The sequence below is a fragment of the Actinosynnema mirum DSM 43827 genome (genome assembly GCF_000023245.1).
Classification (GTDB): domain Bacteria; phylum Actinomycetota; class Actinomycetes; order Mycobacteriales; family Pseudonocardiaceae; genus Actinosynnema; species Actinosynnema mirum.
In genome coordinates, this window is the sequence record NC_013093.1 from 2740644 (window position 1) to 2764704 (window position 24061).

Below are 24061 nucleotides of genomic sequence, written 5' to 3' on the forward strand. Positions count from 1 at the left end.
AGTTTGGTCTTGTCGGAGTCTCAAGTGTTTCGTGGTGACTTCGGGGCCGCCGTCACCGGCGAGTCCACGCGGAGCTTGCGCGCCGACACCCCGACCACCGCCAGGCACACCGCCGTCAGCCCCAGCACCCCGGCCGCGCCCAGCCCGCCCGCCAGCAGCCCCACCGCGCCGGGGATCACCACCTGACCGGCCCGGTTGCCGGTCAGCCGCAGCGACATCGCCCGCCCGCGCAGCCCCGGCGGCGCCGACTCGGCCAGCCACGACATCGTCACCGGCTGCCCCACGCCCAGCCCCAGCCCGGCCACCACGACCGCGACCGCCAGCGCCCACAGCGGCATCGGCGCGACCACCGCGCCCATCCCCGCCGCCGCCAGCGCCACGCTGCCCAGCAGCAGCCGCTTGCGGCCCCACCACGCCGACAGCCTGCCCAGGAACAACCGCGAGGTCATCGACGCCGCCGCCCGCAGCCCGAGCAGCAGCCCGACCGCGCCCGCGTCCAGCCCACGCTCGGTGCCCAGCGCGGGCAGGTACACCAGCGAGATGTCCACCGCCGCCAGCACCACGCAGCTGGTGACCAGCGCCCGGAGCAGTCCGGGGAGCCGCAGCAGCCCGCCCAGCCCGGTCGCCCCCTCCTCGCCCCGCTCCGGCGCGCGCACCCCGGTGCGGCGCAGGAACAGCGAGCTGACCAGCAGCACCCCGGCCAGCGCGGTCGCCCCGGTGAACACCGCCGCCGTGTCCGGGATCGCCCGCGCCCCGCCCAGCAGCGGGATCAGCGGCGGCCCGAGCAGCTGGCCGAGCGAGGCCGCGAACGTGTAGTAGCCGAACGCCGAGTCGAACCGCCCCGACGTCGAGCTGTTGGCCACCAGCGACTGCTGCCCGATCACCGCGCACAGGTGCCCGGTGCCCAGCACCGCCGTCGCCACCAGCAGCCCCGGCGCGCTGTCGCCCAGCAGCAGGAACGCCCCACCCGCCGCCACCAGCAGCGCCGCGCCCGACACCAGCAACCACCGCTCGCCCACCCGGTCCGCCCAGTGCCCCAGCGGCAGCGCGATCGCCAGCGGCACCACCGCGAACCCGGCGGACAGCAGGCCCAGCCACGCGGGCGGCACGTCCAGCTCCAGCGCCCGGTAGGCCATGGTCGGGCGCAGCATGAACGTGACCACCTGGGTCAGCGTCGAGTGCGCGAACAGCGCCACCAGCGCGGTGCGCCCCATCAGCGGCCACCGCCCAGCAGCCGCAGCGCCGCCCGCGCGCCCAGGCTGGTGTCCACGTGCCCGCGCATCAGCGCGCTCGCCCCGACCGCGTCGCCCTCCACCACCAGGTCGACCAGCGCCGCGTGCTCGGCGGCCCGGCGCGCCAGCTCCTCGGCGTCCCTGCCCTCCCGCAGCGCGAGCGCCCGGTACCGGTCGGACTTGTCCCACAGCGCGTCCAGCGACGCGACGAGCACCTCGTTCTGCGAGGCCCGGTAGACCGCCGCGTGGAACCGGCGGTGCGTGGCCAGGTCGTCGGTGGACGCGCCCCTGCCGAGCGGGCGCAGCGCGTCGTGCGCGCGCCGGATCTCGGCGACGTCGGCCCTGGTGCGCCGCTCGGCCGCCAGGCCCGCCGCGAGCGGGTCGAGCGCCCGGCGCACCTCCAGCAGGTCGCGCGCCTCCTCGCCGCTCAGCGGGGCGACCCGCGCGTCCCGGTGCGCGCCCAGCTCCACCAGGCCCTCGGCGCTGAGCCGCTTCAGCGCCTCGCGCAGCGGGGTGGTGCTGATGCCCAGCTCGACCGCGAGCGCCGCCTGGTTCACCACCGCGCCCGGCGCGAGCGCGCCCGACAGGACCCGACCGCGCACCTGCGCGTAGGCGAGGTCGCTCTTGGTCACCGGCGCGGGAGCGGGGTTGGTCATCACGGTCCTTATAACCTCTGTGTGGACGTCGGCGCAGTGCTGTGCGCTTTGTGTGGTTTCCTCGGGTTCACGTTATAACCTCGCCCGGCCGCTCCGGGTCATCGATTCCAGCGCGCGGGAAAACTGTGACCGCGGTCACCGGTGCGCAACGGTCTCGCCACGTCGCGCATCGCCGTGTTTGGGACCTCGCCACCCGGCGGAACCCAGGGAACGGCGATCAGAGGAGGAGCACGATGTCGTTGCGCGCGATCGTGGTGACCGGGACCTGCCTCGTCGCGGCCTTCGCGGCGGGGTGCGGTTCGGGGGGCACGGCCCAGGAGGGCGGCAAGGTGCCGGACATCGAGGTCGTCCCCTCCGGCGGCACGTCCAGCGAGGCGCCCGCCGCCACCCAGCCGCCCCCGGCGCCCACCACCTCCGAGGCCGCGACCCCACCGCCCGCGAGCGGACCGGCCAAGTGCCAGACCGCCCAGCTGAAGATCGAGTTCGGCCAGGGGAACGCGGACATGCAGGGCGCCCACATGCCCCTGCGCTTCACCAACACCGGCCAGGCGGCCTGCACCCTGCAGGGCGCGCCCGGCGTGTCCTACGTGACCGGCGACAGCGGCGAGCAGGTCGGCGAGCCCGCCACCCGCGACGTCAACGGCCCGCTGGTCACCCTGAACCCCGGCGAGACCGCCTCGGCCGGGTTGTTCCTGTCCAGCGCGCCGCAGAAGACCCCGGACTGCCGGCAGGTCCCGGTGCGCGGGCTGCGGATCTACCCGCCCGACAACACCGCCGCGGCCTTCGTCCCCGACGACACCTACGCGTGCGCGCCGCCGCTCAACGGCCCGTTCCTGCGCGTCGGCCCGGTGAAGCCGGGACCGGACAACACCGACGCGTGACCCGTTCCGCACCGCCGCGCTCACCGCCGGTGAGCGCGGCGGTGCGCTGTTCCCCGGATCCAGTGGCGTCATCCCACGGTGCGGCGACATTTCCACGCCGTCCGGAATAGTCGGGAAACCGACCGATCGTGAACATCACCACGAAGAGGATCGCCGCCGCCACCTCGCTGGCCGCCGCGTCCCTGCTCGCCGCCGTCGTCCCCGCCTCCGCCGACCCGGTCGACGCGAGCGGGCTCACCTGCGACGGGCAGACCTACGAGTGCGTCGCGAACCTGGACTTCGGCGACGGGAACTGGACCGCGTCCTGGGGCGCGGGAGTCATGCACGTGGACGACCTCGCGCAGCAGCGCTCCCCGGTCGGCGTCACCAAGGTGACCTGCGACGGCGACACCTGGACCTGCACCGCGAACCTGGACTTCGGCGACGGGGGCTGGACCGCCGAGTGGGGTGCCTGGATCGCCCACGAGGACAAGGACGAGGACGCGCGCGAGGCCCCCGTCGACGTGTACGAGCTGACCTGCGACGGCGACGAGGGCAAGTGCGTCGCCAAGCTCGACTTCGGCGACGGCAGGTGGGCCGCCGAGTGGTCGGCGCGCATCAAGCACTCCTGACCGGGCGCCTCCGATCCGGGACGAGCGCAGGGGGTCGGTCCGCGCGGGACCGGCCCCCGCCCTTTTCCGGAACCGGGAAAACCGGCAACCGCGAATACCGGGGGAGGCGCGCGAGGAATTGCGGGGCTGTTACCCGCGTGTTCACGTCCGATGTCCCGCGCGGCTCCCGTTCCCGTGAAACCGGCCATTTCCCCGGCACGCCCGCTTGACCTGGCGGCGGACGTTCTCCGAGGCTGTGGCGATGCCGACGACCTCCAGCCGCCGCCCGGCCACCCCCGCGCCGCCCACCGGCAGAACCGGCGCGCCCGGCGAAGCGGGGGATTCGCGCGCGCCGGAAATGGGTAAGGACGAGAACCAGACCGCCGCCGCACGCCGGGAGCAGCCATGACCACAGGCGCAGAGGACCGGACGCCGCCGGTCGACGTCGAGACCGATTCGGTGGACGGCGTCGTCGTGGTCAAGGTCGACGGCGAGGTCGACATGGCGGGCCACGACCTCATCGCGGGCGCGTTCGGCGCGGCCATCGCCCGCAAGTCCTCCGGCGTCGTGCTCGACCTGCGCGGCGTGACCTTCTTCGGCTCCATGGGCGTGGACACCGTCATCGGCGCGATCAAGGCCTCCGAGCGCTCCGGGGTGGCGCTGGCGCTGGCCACCGAGCAGCGGGTCGTGCTGCGCGCGCTGCGGATGACCGACCTGGAGGCCAAGGTCGCGGTGTTCCCGACCCTGTTCGAGGCGATGGCCTCCGTCGCCGCGCGGAGGTAGCCCGGACGTGGAGCTGGACGACCTGCTGCCCCCGGCGCTCGACCTGCTCGCCATCCCCTCCACCGCCGACCGCCCCGACGAGCTGCACCGCGCCCTGGAGCTCGTCCTGGACTTCGTCGGCCAGGGCTTCACCGTCGAGCGGTTCAGCTCCGGCGGCAAGCCCAGCGCGCTGCTGTCCACCGGCCCGCCCGGCGCCCGCGACTTCCCCGTCCTGCTCAACGCGCACCTGGACGTGGTCCCCGGCGCGCCCGGGCAGTTCCGGCCCCGCCGGGTCGGGGACCGGCTGCACGCGCGCGGCGCGCAGGACATGAAGCTGTCCGCGCTCGTGCTCGCCTCGGTCTTCCGCGACCTCGCCCGCGAGCTGCCGTACCCGCTGGGGCTGCAGCTGGTCACCGACGAGGAGGTGGGTGGCCGCGACGGCACCCGGCACCAGCTCGACGAGGGCGTGCGGGCCGGGTTCGTGATCATCGGCGAGCACAGCGGGCTGCGCGTGGTCACCGAGTCCAAGGGCATCGCGGGCGTGCGGCTGGTGGCGCGCGGGCGGTCCGCGCACGGCGCCTACCCGTGGCTGGGGGACAACGCGCTGCTGCGGGTGCTCGACGCGGTGCGGGCGGTGCTGGCCGAGCACCCGGTGCCCACGGCCGAGCGGTGGTGCACGACGGTGAACGTCGCCCGCGTGGACACCCCCGGCACCGCGCTCAACCAGGTCCCGGACGAGGCGGTGGCCTGGCTGGACGTGCGGTTCCCGGCGCAGGAGGCGGACGTGGTGTCCCGGTTGCCGATGCTGTGCCCGGACGTCGAGGTGCTCGTCGACCACGTCGAGCCGCCGCACCGCGTCGAACCGGACGACCCGCGCGTGCTCGCGCTGCGCGAGGCCGCGCTGGGCCAGGGCTACGCGGGGGAGTTGCTGCGCAAGCACGGGGCGGCGGACGCCCGGTTCTTCCACCACCGCGGCGTGGCCGCGGTGATCTTCGGCGTCGGCGGCGACGGGCAGCACGGTCCCGACGAGCACGCCGACCTGACCACGGTCGTGCCGTACCGGCGGGCGCTGGAGGCGTTCCTGCGGTCGCAGCGGTGAAGCGCCTCCCCGCTACGGGTGGTTTCGCGCGCCCCGAGCACAACAGCACGGTCACGGCAACCCGAGCGCGGTTTCGGCTGCGGCGTCCGGAGGTACCACCCCGGTGTCCGAGAGAGGAGACGGAAAACCGTGACTGCTGCTGAAGCGCCCCCAGAGGAAGCCCAGGTCGATCTCGCCCTGCGCTCGGTCCTCCCGCTGGCCACGCTGCGCCGCAGGCTGGCCACCGCGCTCGCGGACGTCGGCGACGAGCGCCTGGACGACGTGCTGCTCGTGGGCAACGAACTGGTGAGCAACGCCTACCGGCACGGCGGGTCCCCGCGCCCCGTGCGCCTGGAGCGGCACGGCGACCGGGTGCGCATCGAGGTCGACGACGCCAGCCCGCACCGGTTGCCCGTGCTGTCCCCGCCCGGCACCTCCACCACCAAGTCCGGCTTCGGCCTCGTCGTGGTGGCCCGGCTGTCCGAGCAGTGGGGAGTGGACCAGTACAACGACCACAAGACCGTCTGGGCCGAGCTGGCCACGGCCTGACCCCGTTCGGAGCAGCGGCCCGGATCACTCGATCCGGGCCGCTGTCGTGCGCGCGACACGCCCGCGACACGCCCGGATCGCGTCCCTGTGCCCGAGGTCACCTGTGAGGTGGGCGGCCGGACGGGTGGTCGTCACCCCGTCCGCTGCTGCGTTCGGCGGCGCGTCCCGGCGCGGACCGGGGAGATTCCGGTACCCGCTCGGTCCGGTGCGCGCCGCACAGGGGTTCACACCCGGTGCCCGCCTGGCTACAGTCGGATTTGGGAGCGCTCCCAGTCAGTGTTCGCATCCTCGACGAGGAGGACAGCGTGGCGCTCATACCCGCCCCTGCCGGGACGCGACTGGCCCGGAAAACCCTGATCGCGCTCACCGGGGCCCTGGTGCTCATGGTGAGCCTGCTCTCCGGCGTGGCCGGCGCGCACGGCTCCACCACCGACCCGCCCTCGCGCAACTACGGCTGCTGGCAGCGCTGGGGCAGCGACTTCCAGAACCCGACCATGGCCCAGCGCGACCCCATGTGCTGGCAGGCCTGGCAGCGCGACACCAACGCCATGTGGAACTGGAACGGCCTCTACCGCGAGGGCGTCGCGGGCAACCACCAGGCCGCCATCCCGGACGGCCAGCTGTGCAGCGCGGGCCGCACCGAGAACGGCCGGTACGCCGCGATGGACGTGCCCGGCGCGTGGACGGCCGCGACCAAGCCCAGGCAGTTCACCCTCACGGTGACCGACCAGGCCAAGCACGGGGCCGACTACCTGCGCGTCTACGTCACCAAGCAGGGCTTCAACCCGCTCACGACCTCACCGAGGTGGTCCGACCTGGAGCAGGTCGCCTCGACGGGCAGGTACGCGCCCGCGGGGACGTACCAGGTGGCGGTCAACGCCGGTTCGCGCACCGGGCGGCACATCGTCTACGTGATCTGGCAGGCCAGCCACTCCGACCAGTCGTACTACTTCTGCAACGACGTGATCTTCCAGTGAGCCCCGGCGCCCGGCGGGGGAGTGCCCTCGCCGGGTGAAGAACGGCTGAACACGAGGTGACGTCAGTCCCCCGCCTGTCACCTGGGCGGGGGACTTCTCCGCGTGCCTGGGACGTGATCTGCGCCGCTTTGTCAACGATGTCATGGTTTCTCGCGGTCACGTCAGGTCAACCCGCAGGGAGCCGATCCGCCGTCCAGCCCTCCCGGATGAGCCAGTTCGGTGCACCGTCCGGGTGATATCTGCATAATGTCCGTTTCAACGGCGTTTCTCTTCTTCGGACTGAGCGGAGGCATTGGGTGCTGGAGATCAGCGCGCTCACTTGGGCGGTCACCATCGGGCTGGTGGTGGCCCTGCTCGCGGTGGACCTCATCCTGGCAGCCGCGCGACCGCACCGCGTCCGGTTCCCCGAGGCGACGGCCTGGTCGGTGTTCTACATCGCGGTCGCGATCGCCTTCGGCGCGTGGTTCGCCTGGGCCTACGGCGGCGACGCGGGGGCGCAGTACTTCGCGGGCTACATCGTGGAGAAGAGCCTGTCGGTCGACAACCTCTTCGTCTTCGTGATCATCATGTCGACCTTCGCGGTCCCCGAGGAGCACCAGCACAAGGTGCTCACCTTCGGCATCGTGGTCGCCCTGATCATGCGCGGCATCTTCATCGCGCTCGGCGCGACGCTGCTGTCGCTGTTCTCGTTCATGTTCCTGCTGTTCGGCCTGCTGCTCATCTACACGGGCGTCCAGCTGTTCCGGCACCGCGACGAGGACCCCGACGTCGAGAACAACATCGCGGTCAAGACCGTCCGCCGGATGCTGCCGATGACCAACGAGTACGTGGGCGGCAAGCTCACCACCAAGGTCGACGGCAAGCGCCTGGCCACGCCGCTGCTGGTGGTGCTGCTCGCGATCGGCAGCATCGACCTGCTGTTCGCGCTCGACTCCATCCCGGCGGTGTTCGGCGTGACCGACGAGGCGTTCATCGTCTTCGCCGCGAACGCGTTCGCGCTGCTCGGCCTGCGGGCGCTGTTCTTCCTGGTCAAGGGCCTGCTGGACCGCCTGGTCTACCTGTCCGCCGGCCTCGCGGTCATCCTGTGCTTCATCGGTGTGAAGCTGATCCTGCACTGGGCGCACGTGGACATCGACCCGAGCGTCCCGGAGATCCCGACCCCGATCAGCCTCGGCGTGATCATCGGCATCCTGGTGGTCGTGACCGTGGCCAGCCTGCTCAAGACCCGCAAGGACCCCGACGCGAAGGCGTCGCCGGGCTCGCTCAAGGCGACGGCCGGGTCGGGCAAGGACGACGAGTGACCGGGGCGGCCTGAGCGCCGCACCGGGGACAGGCCCCGCTCGCCCCGCAACGGGGTGGACGGGGCCTGTCCGCGTCCTGTCCGCGTCCTGTCGGGGTCCTGTCCGGGTCCTGTCCGGGTTCTGGCGGGTGCCTTCGGCGGGACCACCCGCGTGCCGCATTGCCCCGGACCGCCGCCCGGCCGTTGAATGCGACGGCCCCGGCTTCCGGGGCGACCGCCGACGTGAGGGGTGCCGCCGATGTCCTCCCAGCTCGCGCTCGACCCGGCGAGGACCGCCGTGGTGCTGATCGAGTACCAGAACGACTTCACCAGCCAGGGGGGCGCGCTGCACGACGCCGTCGCGCCCGTCATGGCCGACACCGGGATGCTGCCGAAGACCGTCGAGCTGGTCGACGCGGCCCGCGCGGCGGGCGCGGTGGTCATGCACACGCCCATCGCGTTCGCCGAGGGCTACCACGAGATCACCGCCACCCCGTACGGCATCCTCAAGGGCGTCGTGGACGGGAAGGCGTTCGTGCGGGGGAGCTGGGGCGCGGCGATCGTCGACGACCTCGCGCCGCGCGCGGGCGACATCGTCGTGGAGGGCAAGCGCGGGCTGGACGCGTTCGCCAGCACCAACCTGGACTTCATGCTCCGCAGCAAGGGGATCACCGACGTCGTGCTCGGCGGGTTCCTGACGAACTGCTGCGTCGAGTCGACCATGCGCACCGCCTACGAGAGCGGCTACCGGGTGCACACGGTCACCGACTGCGTCGCCGCGACCTCGCGCGCCGAGCACGAGAACGCGATCCGCTTCGACTACCCCATGTTCTCCCTGCCGGTGGTGGCGCGCGACGTCGTCGGCGCCTGGGGGTAGGCGGGAGTTATCCCGTTTCAGGCCCCTTTGCGCGGTGCTAGCTTCTCCCCGTCATCAGCCCTGGGGCGAGGAGGCTCACGTGACACCCGTGCAGCCGGACGCCCGGTTCGCCGCCTACCTGAGAATGCTCAAGGAGCGGAGCGGGCGCGGGTTCGACCGGCTGGGCAAGCAGGCCGGGGTCAGCGGGTCCAGTCTGCACCGGTACTGCTCCGGGGCCAGCGTGCCCCCCGACTACCGGATCGTGCACAGCTTCGCCAAGGCGTGCGGCGCCACCGGTGAGGAGCAGCGGGAGCTGCACCGGCTGTGGGCGCTGGCCGACCTGTCCAGGGGCAGCCGGGGCGAGGGCGTGGACGGCGGGGAGGGCGCTGCCGCGGTTCGCGATTCCGAAGGGAAATCGTCCGAGGGGTTCGCGGGGATTCCGGAACGGGCTGTTCCGGAAACGCGCGCGGAGCGCTCGGGCGTCGAATCGGGAATCGGTGGGGCTGAAACTCCGGGTTCGGCGGGAAAAGCGCCGGAAACGGGAGGCGCGCGCTCGACCGGGGTTCCGCGCGGGACCGGTGAGGCGGTGGTGGCGCCGGGCTACCCGGAGGTCATCAGCCTCACCGGGCGGGCGCCCCGCGCGCGGGGGTGCCGGGCGCCCCGGCGGCTGCTCGGGCTCCTCGCGCTGGCCGCCGTGGCGCTGGTGGTGGCGTCGGTGGCGCTGTGGCCGCGCGGCGGGACCCCGGAGGTGGACGACCGGCTGCTGTTCTCCCCGGCGTGCGACGCGGTCGTCATGGGGCAGCACGACAGCTGCGTGCGCGAGCTGCAGCAGCTGCTGGTGCGGGCGCGGGCGCGGATGTCCGTGGACGGCTCGTTCGGGCCGGAGACGCTGCGGCGGCTCACCGCGTTCCAGGTGCTCGCCGGGCTGGAGCCCAGGGGAGTGGTCGACGCGGGGACCAGGGAGGCGCTCTACGCGGGGCGGGTGGACATGTCCACGTGGACGCCGGAGCGGGTGGAGCGGCGGGTGCGCGAGGTGTTCGCGCGGGAGCCCGACGCGGCCGTGGCGATCGCCCGCTGCACCTCGTTCCTCGACCCGCTGTGGGTGCTGCCGAACACCAACGGCAGCCGGAACTGGGGCGTCTTCCAGATCTCGGACGGGCGGCTGCGCGAGCTGGGCGGCTCCCCGCTGGTGGCGTTCGACCCGGAGTGGAACATCCAGGCCGCGCACCGGCTGTACGCGGCGCGCGGCGACTTCGGCGACTGGCGGGCGTGCCAGGCGGCGCTGCAGTAGGTCCGGGGGCGCCCGTGCTCAGCGCCCGTCGTGGAGCTGCGCCGAGCCCTGCCAGGTCCGGTCGGCCGGGGCGGGTCCTCCGCTGGGGCTCATGGGGTGCTCCTCCCGATCTTCGCCTGCGCTGACCGGGTCACCTTCGCACGGTGGCGGGGGAGGCGGAGCCGACCGGCGGCAGGCTGGGACGCTGGGACGTTCCCGGTGCTCTCACCTGCGGGAACGCCGCTCGGGTGGGACGGGCGCGGGATGTCGGGGGCCAGGGCCGGTGAAGATCCGGCTGCGGCCACCCGATCCCGAACGGGTCACACCCCGGAGCCGGGCGCGACTTCGGCCGTCACCCGCCGTGGTGGTGGTCCGGCGGCCGGGTAGAGGGGCCGCGCCGACGGGTGGCGCGCTGCTCCCACGCGCGGTTTTGCGGACCTCGCCCGCCCTGAGGTCCCTAACTTCCTCGGTGACGCCGGGCGCTTCCCCGGCCCGGACCACCTTGGAGGACACGTGCTGTCAAGCCCCACCAGAGCGCTGCTCAAGGCCACCGCCACCGCCCTCGCGGCGGGCCTGCTCGCCACCCTGCCCGTCGCGCCCGCGCAGGCCCAGATCACCCACCCGCTGCCGACCGACGTGACCGGCTCGGCACGCGGCGCGGCGCCGTCCAGCCTGCTCGGCGCGGGCGTGCTGCCCGACGACCACGCCACAGCCCTGGTGGCCTTACCGGGCCGCGACCACGGGGGAGGCGCCACCCGCGCGTACCGGCCGCTCTGACCCGGCGCCGCTCCCAGCGGCCCGCGCCTCACGGGGCGCGGGCCGCTCAGGCGACGTGCCGGGCCGTGGGGCGCAGCGGTCGGGGACCGCGTCCGCCGCTCGGCCCGTCGCCGCGCTCGCCGGGCTCGTCGTCCGACCGGCCGCGCTCGTCGTCGTCCGCCCCCGCGCGCCCGCCGGGCGGGGCCTGGTCGCGGTGGGCGCGGTCGACCAGGTGCAGCAGGACCAGTCCGGCCACCGCGGGCAGGTGGGTCGCGACCCGTTCGAGGGTCGCCACGCCGGTGGCCAGGTCGTAGGCCGAGAACGCCGCCAGCACCGCCACGAACCCGCCCAGCGCGGGCAGCAGCGCCCCCACCCTGGCCTCCCGCAGCGCCGCCACGAGCAGCCCGACGCCGAGCGCCAGGTTCCACGCCGCGCTCTCCGTGAACAGGTGCCCCGAGCCCGCGTGCCCGTCCGCCCCGCCGCCGAGCAGCTGCGCGAGCCCGAGCCACAGCTGCACGAGCGCGACCCCGGCCAACCCGGTCCGCTGCCACACCGCCACCCGGCGCGGCGGCGCGTCGGCGAGCACCGCCCCGACCAGGTCGGGGGACGCCTCGGCGGGCCGCACCCGCAACGCCCTGGTCAACGCCTGCGCCCGCGCCTGCCACCGCGCGCACTCCGCGCACCCCGCCAGGTGCGCGTCCACCTCGGCGGGGGCCACGTGCTCGACTTCCCCGTCCATCCGGGCCGACAGGGCTTCACGGCAGGTTTCGCACACCACCCCCACATCGTCCCCGCCCCGAGTCGTCCTGCCCACCCGCCCCCACCAAGAACACACGCCCCGCACCCGGCCGGTCCTGCGTCCCCGCCCGCTTGGTGCCGTGCCGTGATCAGCCCGGTCCTGCGCCCCTGCCCGCCTGGTGCCGCGCCGCGCCCAGCTCACTCGCACCGCCGCCCGCCCGACCCGGCCGCCGCCGCCCGCATCCCGCGCCACCACCCCGCCACCCGCCCGGCGCATCCCCGCCACCCACCCGGCCCCACCAACCCCCGACGCGGTGACCCCCGCCCCCCTTCCACCACCCGCCCGTGCGACTCACCCGCACGGGTGTCGGGCGGCAGGTGTGGCCCCTTCGAGCGAGATCGTCACCCTCCGCCCACCGCATCCCCACTCCTACCTCCCCCTCCCGAGCGACAAATCCCCAATTCCCTCACCCGTCCAGGAGAACAAAACCCCACTAATTGCGAATCCCTCCATGGTGGCCATCCCAAGCCGCGAAAGATCAGCGCATTTAGCCTCTCGACAACACGGGCGTCAATGGAGGACATGAATGTCGCACCAGCCAGCAGCCCCGACACCGACAAAGGCACGGCGTCCGGGTCTAGTCCTGTTGGTGGCCACCCTCATCGCGGCGCTGGTGCCGTTCGTGACCGCCGATCCCGCCGAAGCGCTCATCCGCTCGCCGTTCACCACCTCCTACGGCACGGACGACACCGGTGGCATCGCGCTCATCGGCGCCTCCTCCATGGACTGCCCCGCCGCGACCTCCGGGTGCGTCGCGGCGCGCAGCGGCAGCGGCACCGGCGCGGCGCTGAACAACAACGGCTACACGATGAACTTCGTCGACGTGGACTCCGACCCGTCCACGTCGAACTCCTCCACCGCGACCCTCGCGATGCCCTCCGGCTCCACCGTCCTCTACGCCAAGCTGGTCTGGGGCGGCCGGACCGTGCCCGGCAGCGGCACCGCGCCCACCAAGGCGCTGGAGACGGTCAAGTTCAAGCCCCCCGGCGCCCCCGCCTACACCACGGTGACCGGCGCGCTCACCCAGCCCGCCGCCCTGGTCGCCAGCGGCGACAACGGCCCCTACCAGGCCTCCCTCGACGTCACCGCCCAGGTCGCGGCGGGCGGCAACGGCGTCTACTCGGTCGCCGACATCGGCGCGGCCTTCAACGCCCTCGACCGCTACGCGGGCTGGTCCCTGGTGGTCGCCTACCGCAACCCGGCCCTGCCGATGCGGAACCTGCGCGTGTTCGAGGGCTTCGCCGACGTCAACTCGGCCGCCCTCAACAACACCCTCGACATCCCGCTCACCGGCTTCCTCACCCCGCCCAGCGGCACGGTCAACGCCTCGGTGGGCTTCGTGGCGTGGGAGGGCGACCTCGGCACCACCGGCGACGCGATGCGGCTCGCGGGCACCACGCTCAGCGACGCCACCCGCCCGGCCAACAACTTCTTCGACTCCCGCATCACCGAGGCGGGCGCCGACCAGACCGGGCGGGCCCCCGGCTACCTCAACAACTTCGGCGTCGACATCGGCAGCGTCGCCACCACGAACATCATCCCCAACGGCGCGACGTCGACCACGATCAACCTGACCACCGGCGGCGACGCCTACTACCCCGGCATCGTCACCAGCCAGATCGACCTCTACACCCCGCAGTTCAACTCCATCAGCAAGACCGCGACCAACCTCAACGGCAACAACCCGGCCCAGCCCGGCGACGTCATCGAGTACCGGCTGAACTTCACCAACTCCGGCGCGGACTACGCCGACTCGGCCGTCGTGCGCGACGTCGTCCCCTCGGGCCTGACCTACGTCCCCGGCAGCACCACCATCGTCACCGACCCGAGCGGACGCACCGGCCCGGTCACCGACGCGACCGGCGACGACGTGGGCGACTACACGTCATCGGACCGAACGGTGCGCGTACGGGTGGGCACCGGGGCGAACGCCACCTCGGGCGGTTCCGTCGCCCCCGGCACCAGCTCCGTCGTCCGCTTCCGCGCCACGGTCAACCGCACCGCCGCGGGCACCACGATCATCAACACCCCGCTGCTCGACTACACCGCCCGCGTCCTCAGCCGCTCCTTCACCTTCGCGGGCACCCCGGCCATCACGCCCGTGCAGGCGCTGGCCGACCTCGGCATCACCAAGACCGTCGCCACGCCCACCCAGAACTCCGGCGGCACGGCCAACTACACCCTGAACGTCGGCAACGCGGGCCCGAACGACGCGAGCACCGTCGTCGTCACCGACACCCTGCCGTCCGGCGCGACCTTCAACTCGGCCACCACCCCGGCGGGCACCACCTGCTCGGCGGCGGGCCAGGTCGTCACCTGCACCACGCCCACCCTCGCCAACGGCGCGAGCCTGACCATCGGCCTGGTCGCGAACCTCGACCCGGCGATCCAGGCGGCCGTCGCGGTCAACTCGGCGCGGGTCAGCGCGGCCACCGCCGACGACTCGCAGGTCAACAACACCGCGACCGCGTCGAGCACGATCACCAGCCTGGCCGACCTGAGGGTGGGCCTGTCCCTGGCGCCGCCGTCCGCGCTGCCCGGCGGCCGGGCCATCGCGACGATCACCGCCACCAACGCGGGCCCGTCCACGGCCAACGGCACGACGCTGAGCACGCAGCTGCCCGACGGCACCCGGTTCGTGTCCTCCCGCACCTGCACCGCCAACGGCAACCTGGTGACCTGCCCGCGCGGCACGCTCGCGCCCGGCGCCCAGGTCAGCTCGGACGTGGTCCTCGCGCTCGCGTCCAGCTACACCGGCAACTCGCTGACCATGACGGCCACCGGCAGCTCCACCACCGCCGAGGCCAACCCGGCCGACAACAGCGCCACCGCGTCCGTGCCGGTCGCGCCGCTGGCCAACCTCAGCCTCACCGTGTCCGCCGACGACCCGAACCCGGTCGCGGGCACCACCACCGGCTACACCGTCTCGGTGCTGAACTCCGGCCCCTCCGACGCGCAGAACGTCACCGTGACGATTCCGGCCGTGCCCGGCGCGACGTTCGTCAGCGCCTCCCCGCAGTCCGGCAGCTGCACGATCAACGCAGGCTCCATCACCTGCGACTTCGGCGCGCTGCCCGCCGGTGGCGAGGACGTGGTCACGCTCAGGCTCGCCATCGACGGCTCCGAGCCCGCGGGGCCGCTGAGCGTCACGGCGAACGCCGCGACCACCACCAACGAGGAGACCACCGACGACGACACCGACACCGCCACCACCACGGTGCAGCGGGTCGCCGACCTCGGCGTCGTCCTGGCCGCCGCCCCGCAGCCGATCGTCGCGGGCCAGCCGGTCACCTACACCGCCACCATCACCAACCGCGGCCCCTCGGCCGCCGGTGGCGCGACCCTGACCGACTCGCTGCCCGCCGGTCTCACCCCGACCGCCGCCACCGCGTCCTCGGGCTCCTGCGCCATCGCGGGCCAGGACGTCTCCTGCGACCTCGGCGAGCTCCCGGCGGGCGGCACGGCCACCGTCCAGATCACCGCGAGCACACCGGGCGCCGTCCCGGCGGGTGGCTTCGCGAACTCGGTCACGGTCGCCTCCAGCAGCACCGACCCGAACGCGGCCGACAACACCGCGGGCTACAACGCCTCGGTCACCGCGCAGGCCGACGTCCAGGTCACCGGTGACGCCCAGCCCGCCAGCGCCATCACCGGCCAGAACCTCACCTACCGGTTCACCGCCAGGAACAACGGCCCGTCCACCGCGGACGGCATCGTGCTCACCCCGAGCCTGCCCGCCGGGTTCGCCGTCACCTCGGCCACCAGCACGCAGGGGACCTGCGCCGCCGACGCGGGCGGCGTGCTGCGCTGCGCCATCGGCACCCTCGCGGGCGGCGCGAGCGCCGACGTGACCCTGCAGGTCGCCATCCCGGCCAACCAGGACCCCGGCACCGGCACGGCGAGCGCCACGGCCACCGCCACCACCCCGGACCCGACCACCTCCAACAACACCGCCTCGATCACCACCACCGTCACCACCCAGGCCGACGTGCGCCTGACCGGCGGCGACTTCACCACCCCGCTCATCGCGGGCCAGTCGTTCTCCCGCTCGATCAGCATCACCAACGCGGGCCCGTCCGACGCCCGCGACACCGTCCTCGTCGCCGACCTGCCCACGGGCGTCGCCGACCTGGCGGCCACGGTCAACGGCCTCCCCTGCACCGTGCAGGGCACCCGCATCACCTGCCCGGTGGGCACGCTCGCGCCGGGCGCCTCGGCGACGGCGACGGCCACCGGCCGGATCGTGCCGTCCAGCCCGCCGGGCGACCGGCAGGTCACCGTCACCGCCAGCTCCTCCACCAACGACCCGACCCCGGCCAACAACACGACCACGCGCACCACGCAGGTCACCGCGCAGGCCGACCTGTCGCTGACCCAGCAGGTCGACACCTCGCCGCTGGTCGCGGGCTCCCGCGCCACCTACACCACCACGATCACCAACGCGGGCCCGTCCGACGCGCGCGGCGTGCAGCTGGGCAGCCAGTTCCCGGCCCCGCTGACGGTGATCTCCGCCAGCACCTCGCTGGGCTCCTGCTCCACCGCCGACGGCGGCGTCGACTGCTCGATCGACCAGCTGGCCGCCGGGTCCACCGCCACGGTCACCGTGGTCGTGCAGGTCGCCCCGGACGCCACCGGCGTCGCGAGCACCAACGCCACCCTCACCTCCGCCACCCCCGACCCGACCCCGGCCGGGAGCAGCACCTCGCTCAGCACCCCGGTCACCCAGGTCGCCGACCTGGTCGTGACCGGCAACCAGTCGGCCGACCCGGTCCGCGCGGGCACCGCCCAGACCTACTCGGTCACCGTCACCAACACCGGCCCGTCCCGCTCCGCGGGGGCGACCCTCACCGAGACCCTGCCGGACGGCCTCACCCTGCTGCCCGGCGGCGTGCAGGCCCAGCGCGGCACCTGCGCCACCAGCGCGGACGGCCGCACCGTCGACTGCGCGCTCGGCGCCCTGGAGCCCGGCGAGGCCGTCACGGTCGTGCTGACCGCCCAGGTCCCGCCGACCACGCCCGCGGGCACCGCGCTCGTGCTCGTCGCGCAGGCGGGCAGCGCCGAGGCCGACCCGTCGCCGGACAACCGCCGCCTGGAGCTGTCCTCCACGACCAGCTCGCAGGCCGACCTGACCACCACCGTGTCCGCCTCCTCCAGCAACGCCGAGGCGGGCGTGCAGCAGACCTACCTGGTGCAGGTCTCCAACGCGGGCCCGTCGACCGCGCTCGGCGCGAGCGTGTCCGACCAGCTGCCGAACGGGGCCACCGTCACCGGCGTCACCACCACGGCGGGCTCCTGCGCCAGCGGGGCCACCTCGGTGGACTGCGCCCTCGGCGACCTCGCCCCCGGCGCCAGCGCGACCGTGCAGATCACCGTCCTGCTCGCCCAGGACCTGTCCGGCTCGCTCACCAACACGGTGACCGGCGCCTCCTCGGTGCCGGACGGCGACACCGCCGACAACACCGCGTCCACCACCCAGAACGTCACCGCCAGCTCCGACCTGTCCGCCACCGCCTCCGTGGTGTCCGGCGCCGTGGTCGCGGGCAGCCCGGTGACCTACCGGGTCGGCGCGACCAACAACGGCCCGGCGCTGGCCAGGCAGGTCCTGCTGTCCGACCCGATCCCGAGCGGCCTGGTCTTCTCCTCGGCGACGCCCACCTCGGGCGGGACCTGCCAGGTCGTGTCCGGCGTCGTCGACTGCGCCTGGCCGCAGCTCGCGGTCGGCGAGTCGGTGTCCGCCGACCTCACCTTCACCGTCGACAGCACCACCCCGGCGGGCACGAACGTCGCCAACACCGTGCGCGCCTCCTCGTCCCAGCCCGACCCGTCGCCCGGCAACGACACCGCCACGGCGGGCAGCACCTCCGGCGCGGTCGCCGACGTCTCGCTCAGCACCGTGCTGATCTCCGGCGCGCCGGTCGCGGGCGGCAGGCTGACCTGGCAGACCACGATCCGCAACACCGGCCCGTCCAGCGCGCCCGACGTCGTGCTGAGCAACCCGGCGCCCTCCGGCGTCACGCTCGACGGCGGCCAGACCACCGCGGGCACCTGCACCGTCACCGGCGGCTCGATCAGCTGCCCGGTCGGCGCGATCCCGGCGGGCGGCAGCGTCGTCGTCACCACCACCGGCGTGCTGGCGGCCGACTTCACCGGCAGCGCGGTCACCAGCACCATCACCGCCGTCGCCAACGGCGCGTCCGACCCGAACCCCGGCGACAACACCACGTCCACCACGACCGACGCGAACACCAGCGCCGACCTGGCCGTGACCGTCACGCCGGGCCAGGCGAACGTCGTGCCCGGCCAGACCGCCACGTGGACGGTCAGCGCCACCAACTCCGGCCCGTCCACCTCGCGCGGCGTCGTGGTCACCCAGACCTTCCCGGCCGGGGTCGTCCCGCAGGCGAGCGCGGGCTGCACGGTCTCCGGCGACTCGGTGAGCTGCCCGCTCGGCGACGTCGCACCGGGCCAGACCGCGACGGCGACCATCACCGCGCTGGTCACCCCTGGCTACACCACCCCGTCGGTGCGCACCACCGCCACCGCGTTCTCGTCCACCGCCGACCCGGCGCAGGGCGACAACACCACCACCTCCGACAGCGCCAGCTCGCCCACCAGCGACCTCGGCGTCACCGTGACGCCGCCCGCAGGCACCACGGCGGGCGAGCAGGCCACCTGGACCGTGACCGCCACCTCGTCCGGCCCCTCGGACGCGCAGGGCGTCGTGGTCACCGCCGACATCCCCGCGTCGCTGCTCGACGTGACCGCGACCTGGCCCGGCGGCGCCTGCACCATCTCCGGCGGCACCGCGACCTGCCCGATCGGCGCGGTTCCCGCGGGCCAGTCGGTGCCGGTGACCATCACCGGCCTGGTCTCGCCGTCCAACACCACCCCGGTCGACGTGGCGGCCTCGGTCACCGCGCAGACCCCCGACCAGGACACCGCGAACAACTCGGGCGGCAGCTCGGTCGCCTCGGTCAGCTCCGCCGACCTCCAGTCCCAGCTCACCGCGCCGACCGCGCTCACCCCCGGCCAGCAGGCCACGTGGACGCTCCAGGTGCGCAACCTCGGCCCGTCCGACGCGACCGGCGCCGAGGCGGACCTCACCCTGCCGGACGGCGTCGGCGGCATCACCGCCACCGGCCCCGGCGGGCCCTGCGCCATCACCGGCCAGCAGGTGACCTGCCCCGTCGGCGCCCTCGCCGACGGCCAGACCGCCACCGTCACGGTGACCGGCACCCTGGCCGCCGACTCGACCGCGACCACGCTCGACACCGCGGCGGGCATCACCTCGCCCACCAACGACCCCGACAACTCCAACAGCACCGCCACCGCCACCAGCCAGGTGACGCCCAGCGGCGACCTGTCGGTGGCCGCCTCGGTCACCTCGGGCGTGCCCGTCGCGGGCGCCCCGATCGAGATCGTCGTGGACGTCACCAGCCGGGGCCCGTCCGACGCGCGCAACGTCGTCCTCACCGACGCGCTGCCCGCCTCCATCACCGACGCCACCGCCACCACCCCGCAGGGGACCTGCGTCATCACCGGCCGGGACCTGCGCTGCGAGCTCGGGGACATCCCGGCGGGCGCGGGCGTCGTCACCGTGACCGTGCGCGGCACCCTCGCGCTCGACGCGGGCGACAGCGTCAGCACCACCGCCACCGTCACCAGCGACACCCCCGACCCGGACACCGGCGACAACAGCTCGACGGTGACCTCCTCGGCGACGACCTCGTCGAACCTCTCGGTCACCGCGAGCGCCCCCGGCGACGCGGTCGCGGGCCGGCCGCTGAGCTACACCGTCACCATCACCAACGCCGGCCCCTCGGTGGCGACCGGAGTCAAGCTCGAGGGCGTGGTGCCCCCGCAGGTGCTCGGCGCCTCCACCGACCGGCCCGACTGCCCGTCGCCGACCGACTGCGCCCTGCCGGACCTGGCGCCCGGCGAGTCGGTCACGGTCACGATCTCCGGCACCGTCGACCCGGCCTACACCGGCGCGCCGCTGACCGTGCGCAGCACCGTCACCAGCGCGTCCGGCGACCCGGACAGCCGCGACAACTCCGTCGTGACCACCATCGGCGTCGGCAGCTCCGCCGACCTGTCGGTGACCTTCGACGCCGACCCGCAGCCGCTCGTGCCCGGCACGAACGCGCTGTACACGGCCACGGTCACCAGCGCGGGCCCGTCGGCGGCCAATGGCACGCTGACCTTCGACCCGCTGCCCGCGGGCATCACGCTCAACGGCAGCCCCAGCACCGACCGGGGCTCCTGCTCGGTCGTGGGCGGGCGCGTGGTCTGCGACCTCGGCTCCCTGCCCGCGGGCAGCACCACCACCGTCCGGCTCCCGGTCAGCGTCGCCCCGTCCTACAGCGGTGACACCGCCAGCCTCGGCGTCACCCTGCAGGGCTCGGCGGACGACCCCAACCCGGCGGACAACACCGCCACCTCCACCGCAGGCGTCTCCGGCTCCGCCGACCTCTCGCTGTCCGCGTCCGCCCCGGCCGCGGTCACCCCCGGCGTCCCGGCGACCTGGACCTACACCGCCACCAACACCGGCCCGTCCGACGCGCCCGCCACCCTCAAGCTCACCGTCCCGGCGGGCCTGGGGCAGATCGTGGCGACCCCGTCGCAGGGCACCTGCACCCTCGTCTCCGGCGAGATCACCTGCGACCTGGGGTCCGTGACCTCCGGCGCGCCGGTGACCGTGTCCATCACGGGCGTGCTCGACGAGAGCAGCACCGACCCGTCGGTGACCGTCTCCGCCGCGCTCGACTCGCCCGTCGCCGAGCCCGCAGGCGGCAGCGCCGACGACGGCCGCTCCACCAGCACCACCACCCAGGTGGTGCCCGGCGCGGACGTCTCGGTCAGCGTCATCGCCACCGACGACTCGATCGTGCCCGGCCTGCCCGCGAACTTCGCGGTCGTGGCCACCAACTCCGGCCCGTCCACCGCGCGCGACGTCGTGGTCGAGCTGCTCCTGCCCGCGGGGTCCACCGACGTGGTGGTCGACGTGCCGCCGGGCGTGACCTGCACCGGGGCCCGCTGCACCATCGCCGAGCTGGCCGCGGGCGACTCGGTGGCGCTGTCCTACACCGCGACCATGCCCGCCGACCTGCAGGAGGGCGCGCTCGACATCAGGGCCACGGTCACCTCCGCCACCGGCGACGCCGACCAGGGCGACAACACCGGCTCGTTCACCAGCCCGGTCGGCGCCCGCTCCAACCTCGGCCTGGAGTTCGCCGTGCCGCAGCTCTCGGCCGGTGAGACCACGGAGGCCACCGCCACCATCACCAACGACGGCCCGTCCTACGCGGGCGACGTGGTGTTCTCGATGGCCGTCCCGCAGGGCGCGCAGGTCACGCCGGTCGACGTGCCCGCCGACTTCACCTGCGACACCACCGCCGACAACGTCACCTGCACCGCCCCCAGGCTGCGCGTCGGCCGGTTCGCGCTCCGCTTCGCGGTCGCCGTCCCGTCCACCGCGACCGCCGACCAGCTCCAGCTGACCGGCTCGGTGTCCTCGTCCGCCGAGGACCTCGACCTGTCCGACAACAGCGCGTCCGGCGGGTCGACCGTGACCCGCGAGGCGAACCTGTCCTCGCAGGTCACGATCACCCCGGACGTGCTCGTCGCGGGCGCCGACGTGGAGATCTCCGCGTCGTTCGCCAACGACGGCCCGTCCGACGCGGCGGGCGTGGTGTTCAGCCTGCCGGTGCCCGTCGGCATGGAGGTCGTGACCGTCATCGCGCCGCCGGGCGTCGAGTGCGACACCTCGCTGCGCTGCTCGGTCACCTCGCTGCCCGCCGGGCAGAGCGTGGAGCTGCGGGCGACCGTCCGGATCACCCCGGCGTTCACCGCCGACGCGGCCGACTTCACCGCGACGACCACATCCGACACCGCCGACCCGGACACCGCCGACAACACCACCACCGTCACCAGGACCGTGCTGCGCGCGGCCGACGTCAGCGCCTCCGTCGCGGTCACCCCGGACGTCCTCGTCGCGGGCGGCCCGGTGCAGGTCCGCGCGGTCGTGCGCAACACCGGCCCGGCCACCGCGTTCGCCGCCACCCTGGCCCTGCCGCTGCCCGCCGCGTTCACGAACGTGCGGGTCACCGGGGCGGGCTGCGACACCACCGTCGCCTGCGCCCTCGGCGACCTCGCCGCAGGCGCCGAGGTCGAGGTGGTGATCGACGCGGTGCTGGCCGCCGACTACGCGGGCGCCCTGGAGTTCACCGCCACCGCGGGGACCTCGGCCGAGGACCCGGACACCGCCAACAACGCCGCCACGTTCCTCAGCGCGGCGGGCGCCAGCGCCGACGTCCAGATCCGGGGCAGCGCCCCGGTGACCGGCACGGCGGGCGAGCAGGTGACCTGGTCCTACACGGTCACCAACGAGGGCCCGTCCCAGGTCGCCGACCTGCTCGTGGTCGACACCCTGCCCGCGGGCGTCACCTTCGTGTCCGCGAGCGCGGGCTGCGCGTTCGACAGCGGGATCGTCCGCTGCGACCTGGGCGTCCTGCCCGCGACGCAGAGCGTCTCGCTGGCCATCACCGCGCTGATCGACCCGGACTTCAGCGGCCCGCTGGTCAACACCACCGTGGTCGACTCGTCCGCGAGCGACCCCGACCCGGACAGCAACACCGTCACCACGACCACCTACGTGGGCGTGGGCGCGGACCTGGGCGTCACCCAGGTGCTGGCCCCGCAGCCGGTCATCCCCGGCCAGGAGGCGTTCCTCACCTTCACGATCACCAACGACGGCCCGTCGGCGGCCCCGCTGGCGCAGCTCACCAACTCGTTCGAGGAGGGCCTCACCCCGGTCCGCTTCACCACCGACCGAGGCGACTGCGCGATCACCGGCCAGGTCCTGACCTGCGACTTCGGCACCCTCGCCCCCGGCGACGCGGTGACCGTGCAGGCCGTGGTCCTGGTGTCCCCGGACTTCGCGCCGGAGACGGTCAGCAACACCGTGTCGATCTCCTCGGCCGTGGAGGACCCCAACCAGGCGAACAACACCGCCTCGATCGTCGGCTCGTCGGCGGCCGACGCGGACCTGAGCGTGGTCAGCACGCCCAGCGCCACCGAGGTCGTCGCGGGCGACGAGCTGGACTGGATCATCGTCGTCACCAACGACGGCCCGTCCACCGCGCGCGGCATCGTCCTGACCGACCTGATCCCGGACGGCGTCGAACTGCTGTCCACCCCGGCGGGCTGCACGCTCACCGGTTCCCGACTCGACTGCGCCCTGCCGAACCTGTCCGCCAGCGACGTGGCGTCCGTGGTCGTGGAGACCAGGGTCAGGGCGAGCACGACGGCCCAGGTCTCGAACACCGCGTCGGTCACCTCCAGCACCCCGGAGATCGACCCGGCGGACAACCTGGCGACGTCCACGGTCGCGATCCGCACCTCGGCCGCCCTGTCCGTGACGGTGGCCCCCGAGGGCCAGCTGGTCGCGGGCGCCGAGTCGGTCTGGAACGTCGAGGTGTCCAACGCGGGCCCGTCCGACGCGCTCGACGTGGTCCTCGTGCAGCGCCTGCCGGAGGGCGCGGTCTTCGTCTCCGGCGAGGGCTGCACCGCCGCCGACGGCGTGGTCACCTGCCGACTCGGCACCCTGGCGGCGGGCGCGAAGCGGTCCCTGCGCCTGCTGATCAGGCTGGCCCCGGCCGGCGACACGGCGTCGACGACCCTCACGGTCAGCTCGGCGACGTCCGACCCGGTGGTGGAGGACAACGCGGTCACCGCCTCCGCTGCGCTCACGCGGGTCACCGACGTCAAGATCACCAAGGTGGTCGACAAGACCCAGGCCACCGCGGGCGAGACCGTCACCTGGACCATCAAGGTCACCAACGGCGGCCCGTCCACCGCGACCGACGTGGTCGTGACCGAGCAGCTGCCCAGCGGCTACACGTTCACCGCGACCAGCGCGAGCAAGGGCGTGTTCAACGCGTCCTCGGGCCGCTGGGACGTCGGAACCGTGGCGCCGGGCGAGGAGCCGACCTTGATCGTCAGCGCAGTCCTCCCCGCCACCGGCCAGGTGACCAACACCGCCACCGTCGTCTCCGGCGGCGAGGAGCCAGGCGAAGAGCCCACCACCCCGACCACCCCCACCACCCCGACCCAGCCCCAGCCCCAGCCCCAGCCGGACGACACCGCCTCCGTCACCACCGACGTCCAGGCCGCAGAACCCGAACTCCCGCCCCTGGCGTGGACCGGTTTCGACATCCAGGGAGTCCTCCTCCTGGGCGTTCTCCTCACCGGCGTGGGCATCCTGATGGTCCGAAAGCGGGCGAACGACTGATTCCACCCAGCTCCACCGGCGACGGGGCGGCCACACCTTCGGGTGAGCCGCCCCGTTCCCGTCCCAGCACCCCACGTTTTTGTC

14 protein-coding genes are annotated in these 24061 nt (G+C 74.0%); 11 read left to right on the forward strand and 3 right to left on the reverse strand.

Annotated elements, in window-relative coordinates; translation table 11 throughout:
• Positions 1–20: 20 nt before the first annotated feature.
• A complete protein-coding gene (locus AMIR_RS12350; protein ID WP_015801297.1) occupies positions 21–1214 on the reverse strand; it encodes an MFS transporter in 1194 nt (397 codons plus the stop codon).
• Positions 1214–1888, reverse strand: a complete 675-nt coding sequence (locus AMIR_RS12355; protein ID WP_015801298.1) for a GntR family transcriptional regulator — start codon at positions 1886–1888, stop codon at positions 1214–1216. The genes AMIR_RS12350 and AMIR_RS12355 overlap by 1 nt, the downstream gene beginning before the upstream one ends.
• A 233-nt stretch (positions 1889–2121) precedes the next feature.
• Between AMIR_RS12355 and AMIR_RS12360 the strand changes: the two genes are divergently transcribed.
• The 10 genes from AMIR_RS12360 (at position 2122) to AMIR_RS12405 (ending at position 10907) form a co-directional block, all read left to right on the forward strand.
• A complete protein-coding gene (locus tag AMIR_RS12360) occupies positions 2122–2769 on the forward strand; it encodes a DUF4232 domain-containing protein (RefSeq protein WP_015801299.1) in 648 nt (215 codons plus the stop codon).
• Between the two features lie 128 nt (positions 2770–2897).
• Entirely contained in the window at positions 2898–3380 is a 483-nt protein-coding gene (locus AMIR_RS12365; RefSeq protein ID WP_015801300.1) for a hypothetical protein, read from the forward strand.
• A gap of 384 nt (positions 3381–3764) precedes the next feature.
• Positions 3765–4142, forward strand: a complete 378-nt coding sequence (locus tag AMIR_RS12370; RefSeq protein ID WP_015801301.1) for an STAS domain-containing protein — start codon at positions 3765–3767, stop codon at positions 4140–4142.
• Positions 4143–4149: 7 nt separating this feature from the next.
• Complete coding sequence (locus AMIR_RS12375) at positions 4150–5220, forward strand: M20 family metallopeptidase (protein ID WP_015801302.1); 1071 nt, start codon at positions 4150–4152, stop codon at positions 5218–5220.
• Between the two features lie 129 nt (positions 5221–5349).
• Positions 5350–5748 (forward strand): ATP-binding protein, encoded by a 399-nt coding sequence (locus AMIR_RS12380; protein ID WP_015801303.1) that lies wholly within the window; start codon positions 5350–5352, stop codon positions 5746–5748.
• A gap of 305 nt (positions 5749–6053) precedes the next feature.
• Positions 6054–6725 carry a lytic polysaccharide monooxygenase auxiliary activity family 9 protein gene (locus AMIR_RS12385; protein WP_015801304.1) on the forward strand — a complete coding sequence of 224 codons (672 nt, stop codon included), beginning with the start codon at positions 6054–6056 and terminating at the stop codon, positions 6723–6725.
• Positions 6726–7021: 296 nt separating this feature from the next.
• On the forward strand, positions 7022–8026 hold the full coding sequence (locus AMIR_RS12390; protein WP_015801305.1) for a TerC family protein: 1005 nt from the start codon (positions 7022–7024) through the stop codon (positions 8024–8026).
• Between the two features lie 237 nt (positions 8027–8263).
• Positions 8264–8881, forward strand: a complete 618-nt coding sequence (locus AMIR_RS12395; protein ID WP_015801306.1) for a cysteine hydrolase family protein — start codon at positions 8264–8266, stop codon at positions 8879–8881.
• A gap of 79 nt (positions 8882–8960) precedes the next feature.
• Positions 8961–10151 (forward strand): helix-turn-helix domain-containing protein, encoded by a 1191-nt coding sequence (locus AMIR_RS12400; RefSeq protein WP_015801307.1) that lies wholly within the window; start codon positions 8961–8963, stop codon positions 10149–10151.
• 492 nt (positions 10152–10643) lie between these two features.
• Positions 10644–10907 carry a hypothetical protein gene (locus tag AMIR_RS12405; protein WP_015801308.1) on the forward strand — a complete coding sequence of 88 codons (264 nt, stop codon included), beginning with the start codon at positions 10644–10646 and terminating at the stop codon, positions 10905–10907.
• Between the two features lie 46 nt (positions 10908–10953).
• On the opposite strand, the gene AMIR_RS12410 is transcribed toward AMIR_RS12405, so the two are convergent.
• A complete protein-coding gene (locus tag AMIR_RS12410; RefSeq protein ID WP_342626586.1) occupies positions 10954–11721 on the reverse strand; it encodes a zf-HC2 domain-containing protein in 768 nt (255 codons plus the stop codon).
• A gap of 553 nt (positions 11722–12274) precedes the next feature.
• On the opposite strand from AMIR_RS12410, the gene AMIR_RS12415 reads away from it, so the two are divergent.
• The gene (locus AMIR_RS12415) at positions 12275–23977 is read left to right on the forward strand and encodes a DUF11 domain-containing protein (RefSeq protein WP_187313505.1); all 11703 of its coding nucleotides are present in this window, start codon (positions 12275–12277) and stop codon (positions 23975–23977) included.
• Positions 23978–24061: the final 84 nt, after the last annotated feature.

Excerpts from the sequence above, each read along its gene's own strand:
- AMIR_RS12350 (WP_015801297.1), bottom strand. The coding sequence starts at position 1,214 with ATGGGGCGCACCGCGCTGGTGGCGCTGTTCGCGCACTCGACGCTGACC.
- AMIR_RS12360 (WP_015801299.1), top strand. The coding sequence starts at position 2,122 with ATGTCGTTGCGCGCGATCGTGGTGACCGGGACCTGCCTCGTCGCGGCC.
- AMIR_RS12370 (WP_015801301.1), top strand. The coding sequence starts at position 3,765 with ATGACCACAGGCGCAGAGGACCGGACGCCGCCGGTCGACGTCGAGACC.
- AMIR_RS12395 (WP_015801306.1), top strand. The coding sequence starts at position 8,264 with ATGTCCTCCCAGCTCGCGCTCGACCCGGCGAGGACCGCCGTGGTGCTG.
- AMIR_RS12355 (WP_015801298.1), bottom strand. The coding sequence starts at position 1,888 with ATGACCAACCCCGCTCCCGCGCCGGTGACCAAGAGCGACCTCGCCTAC.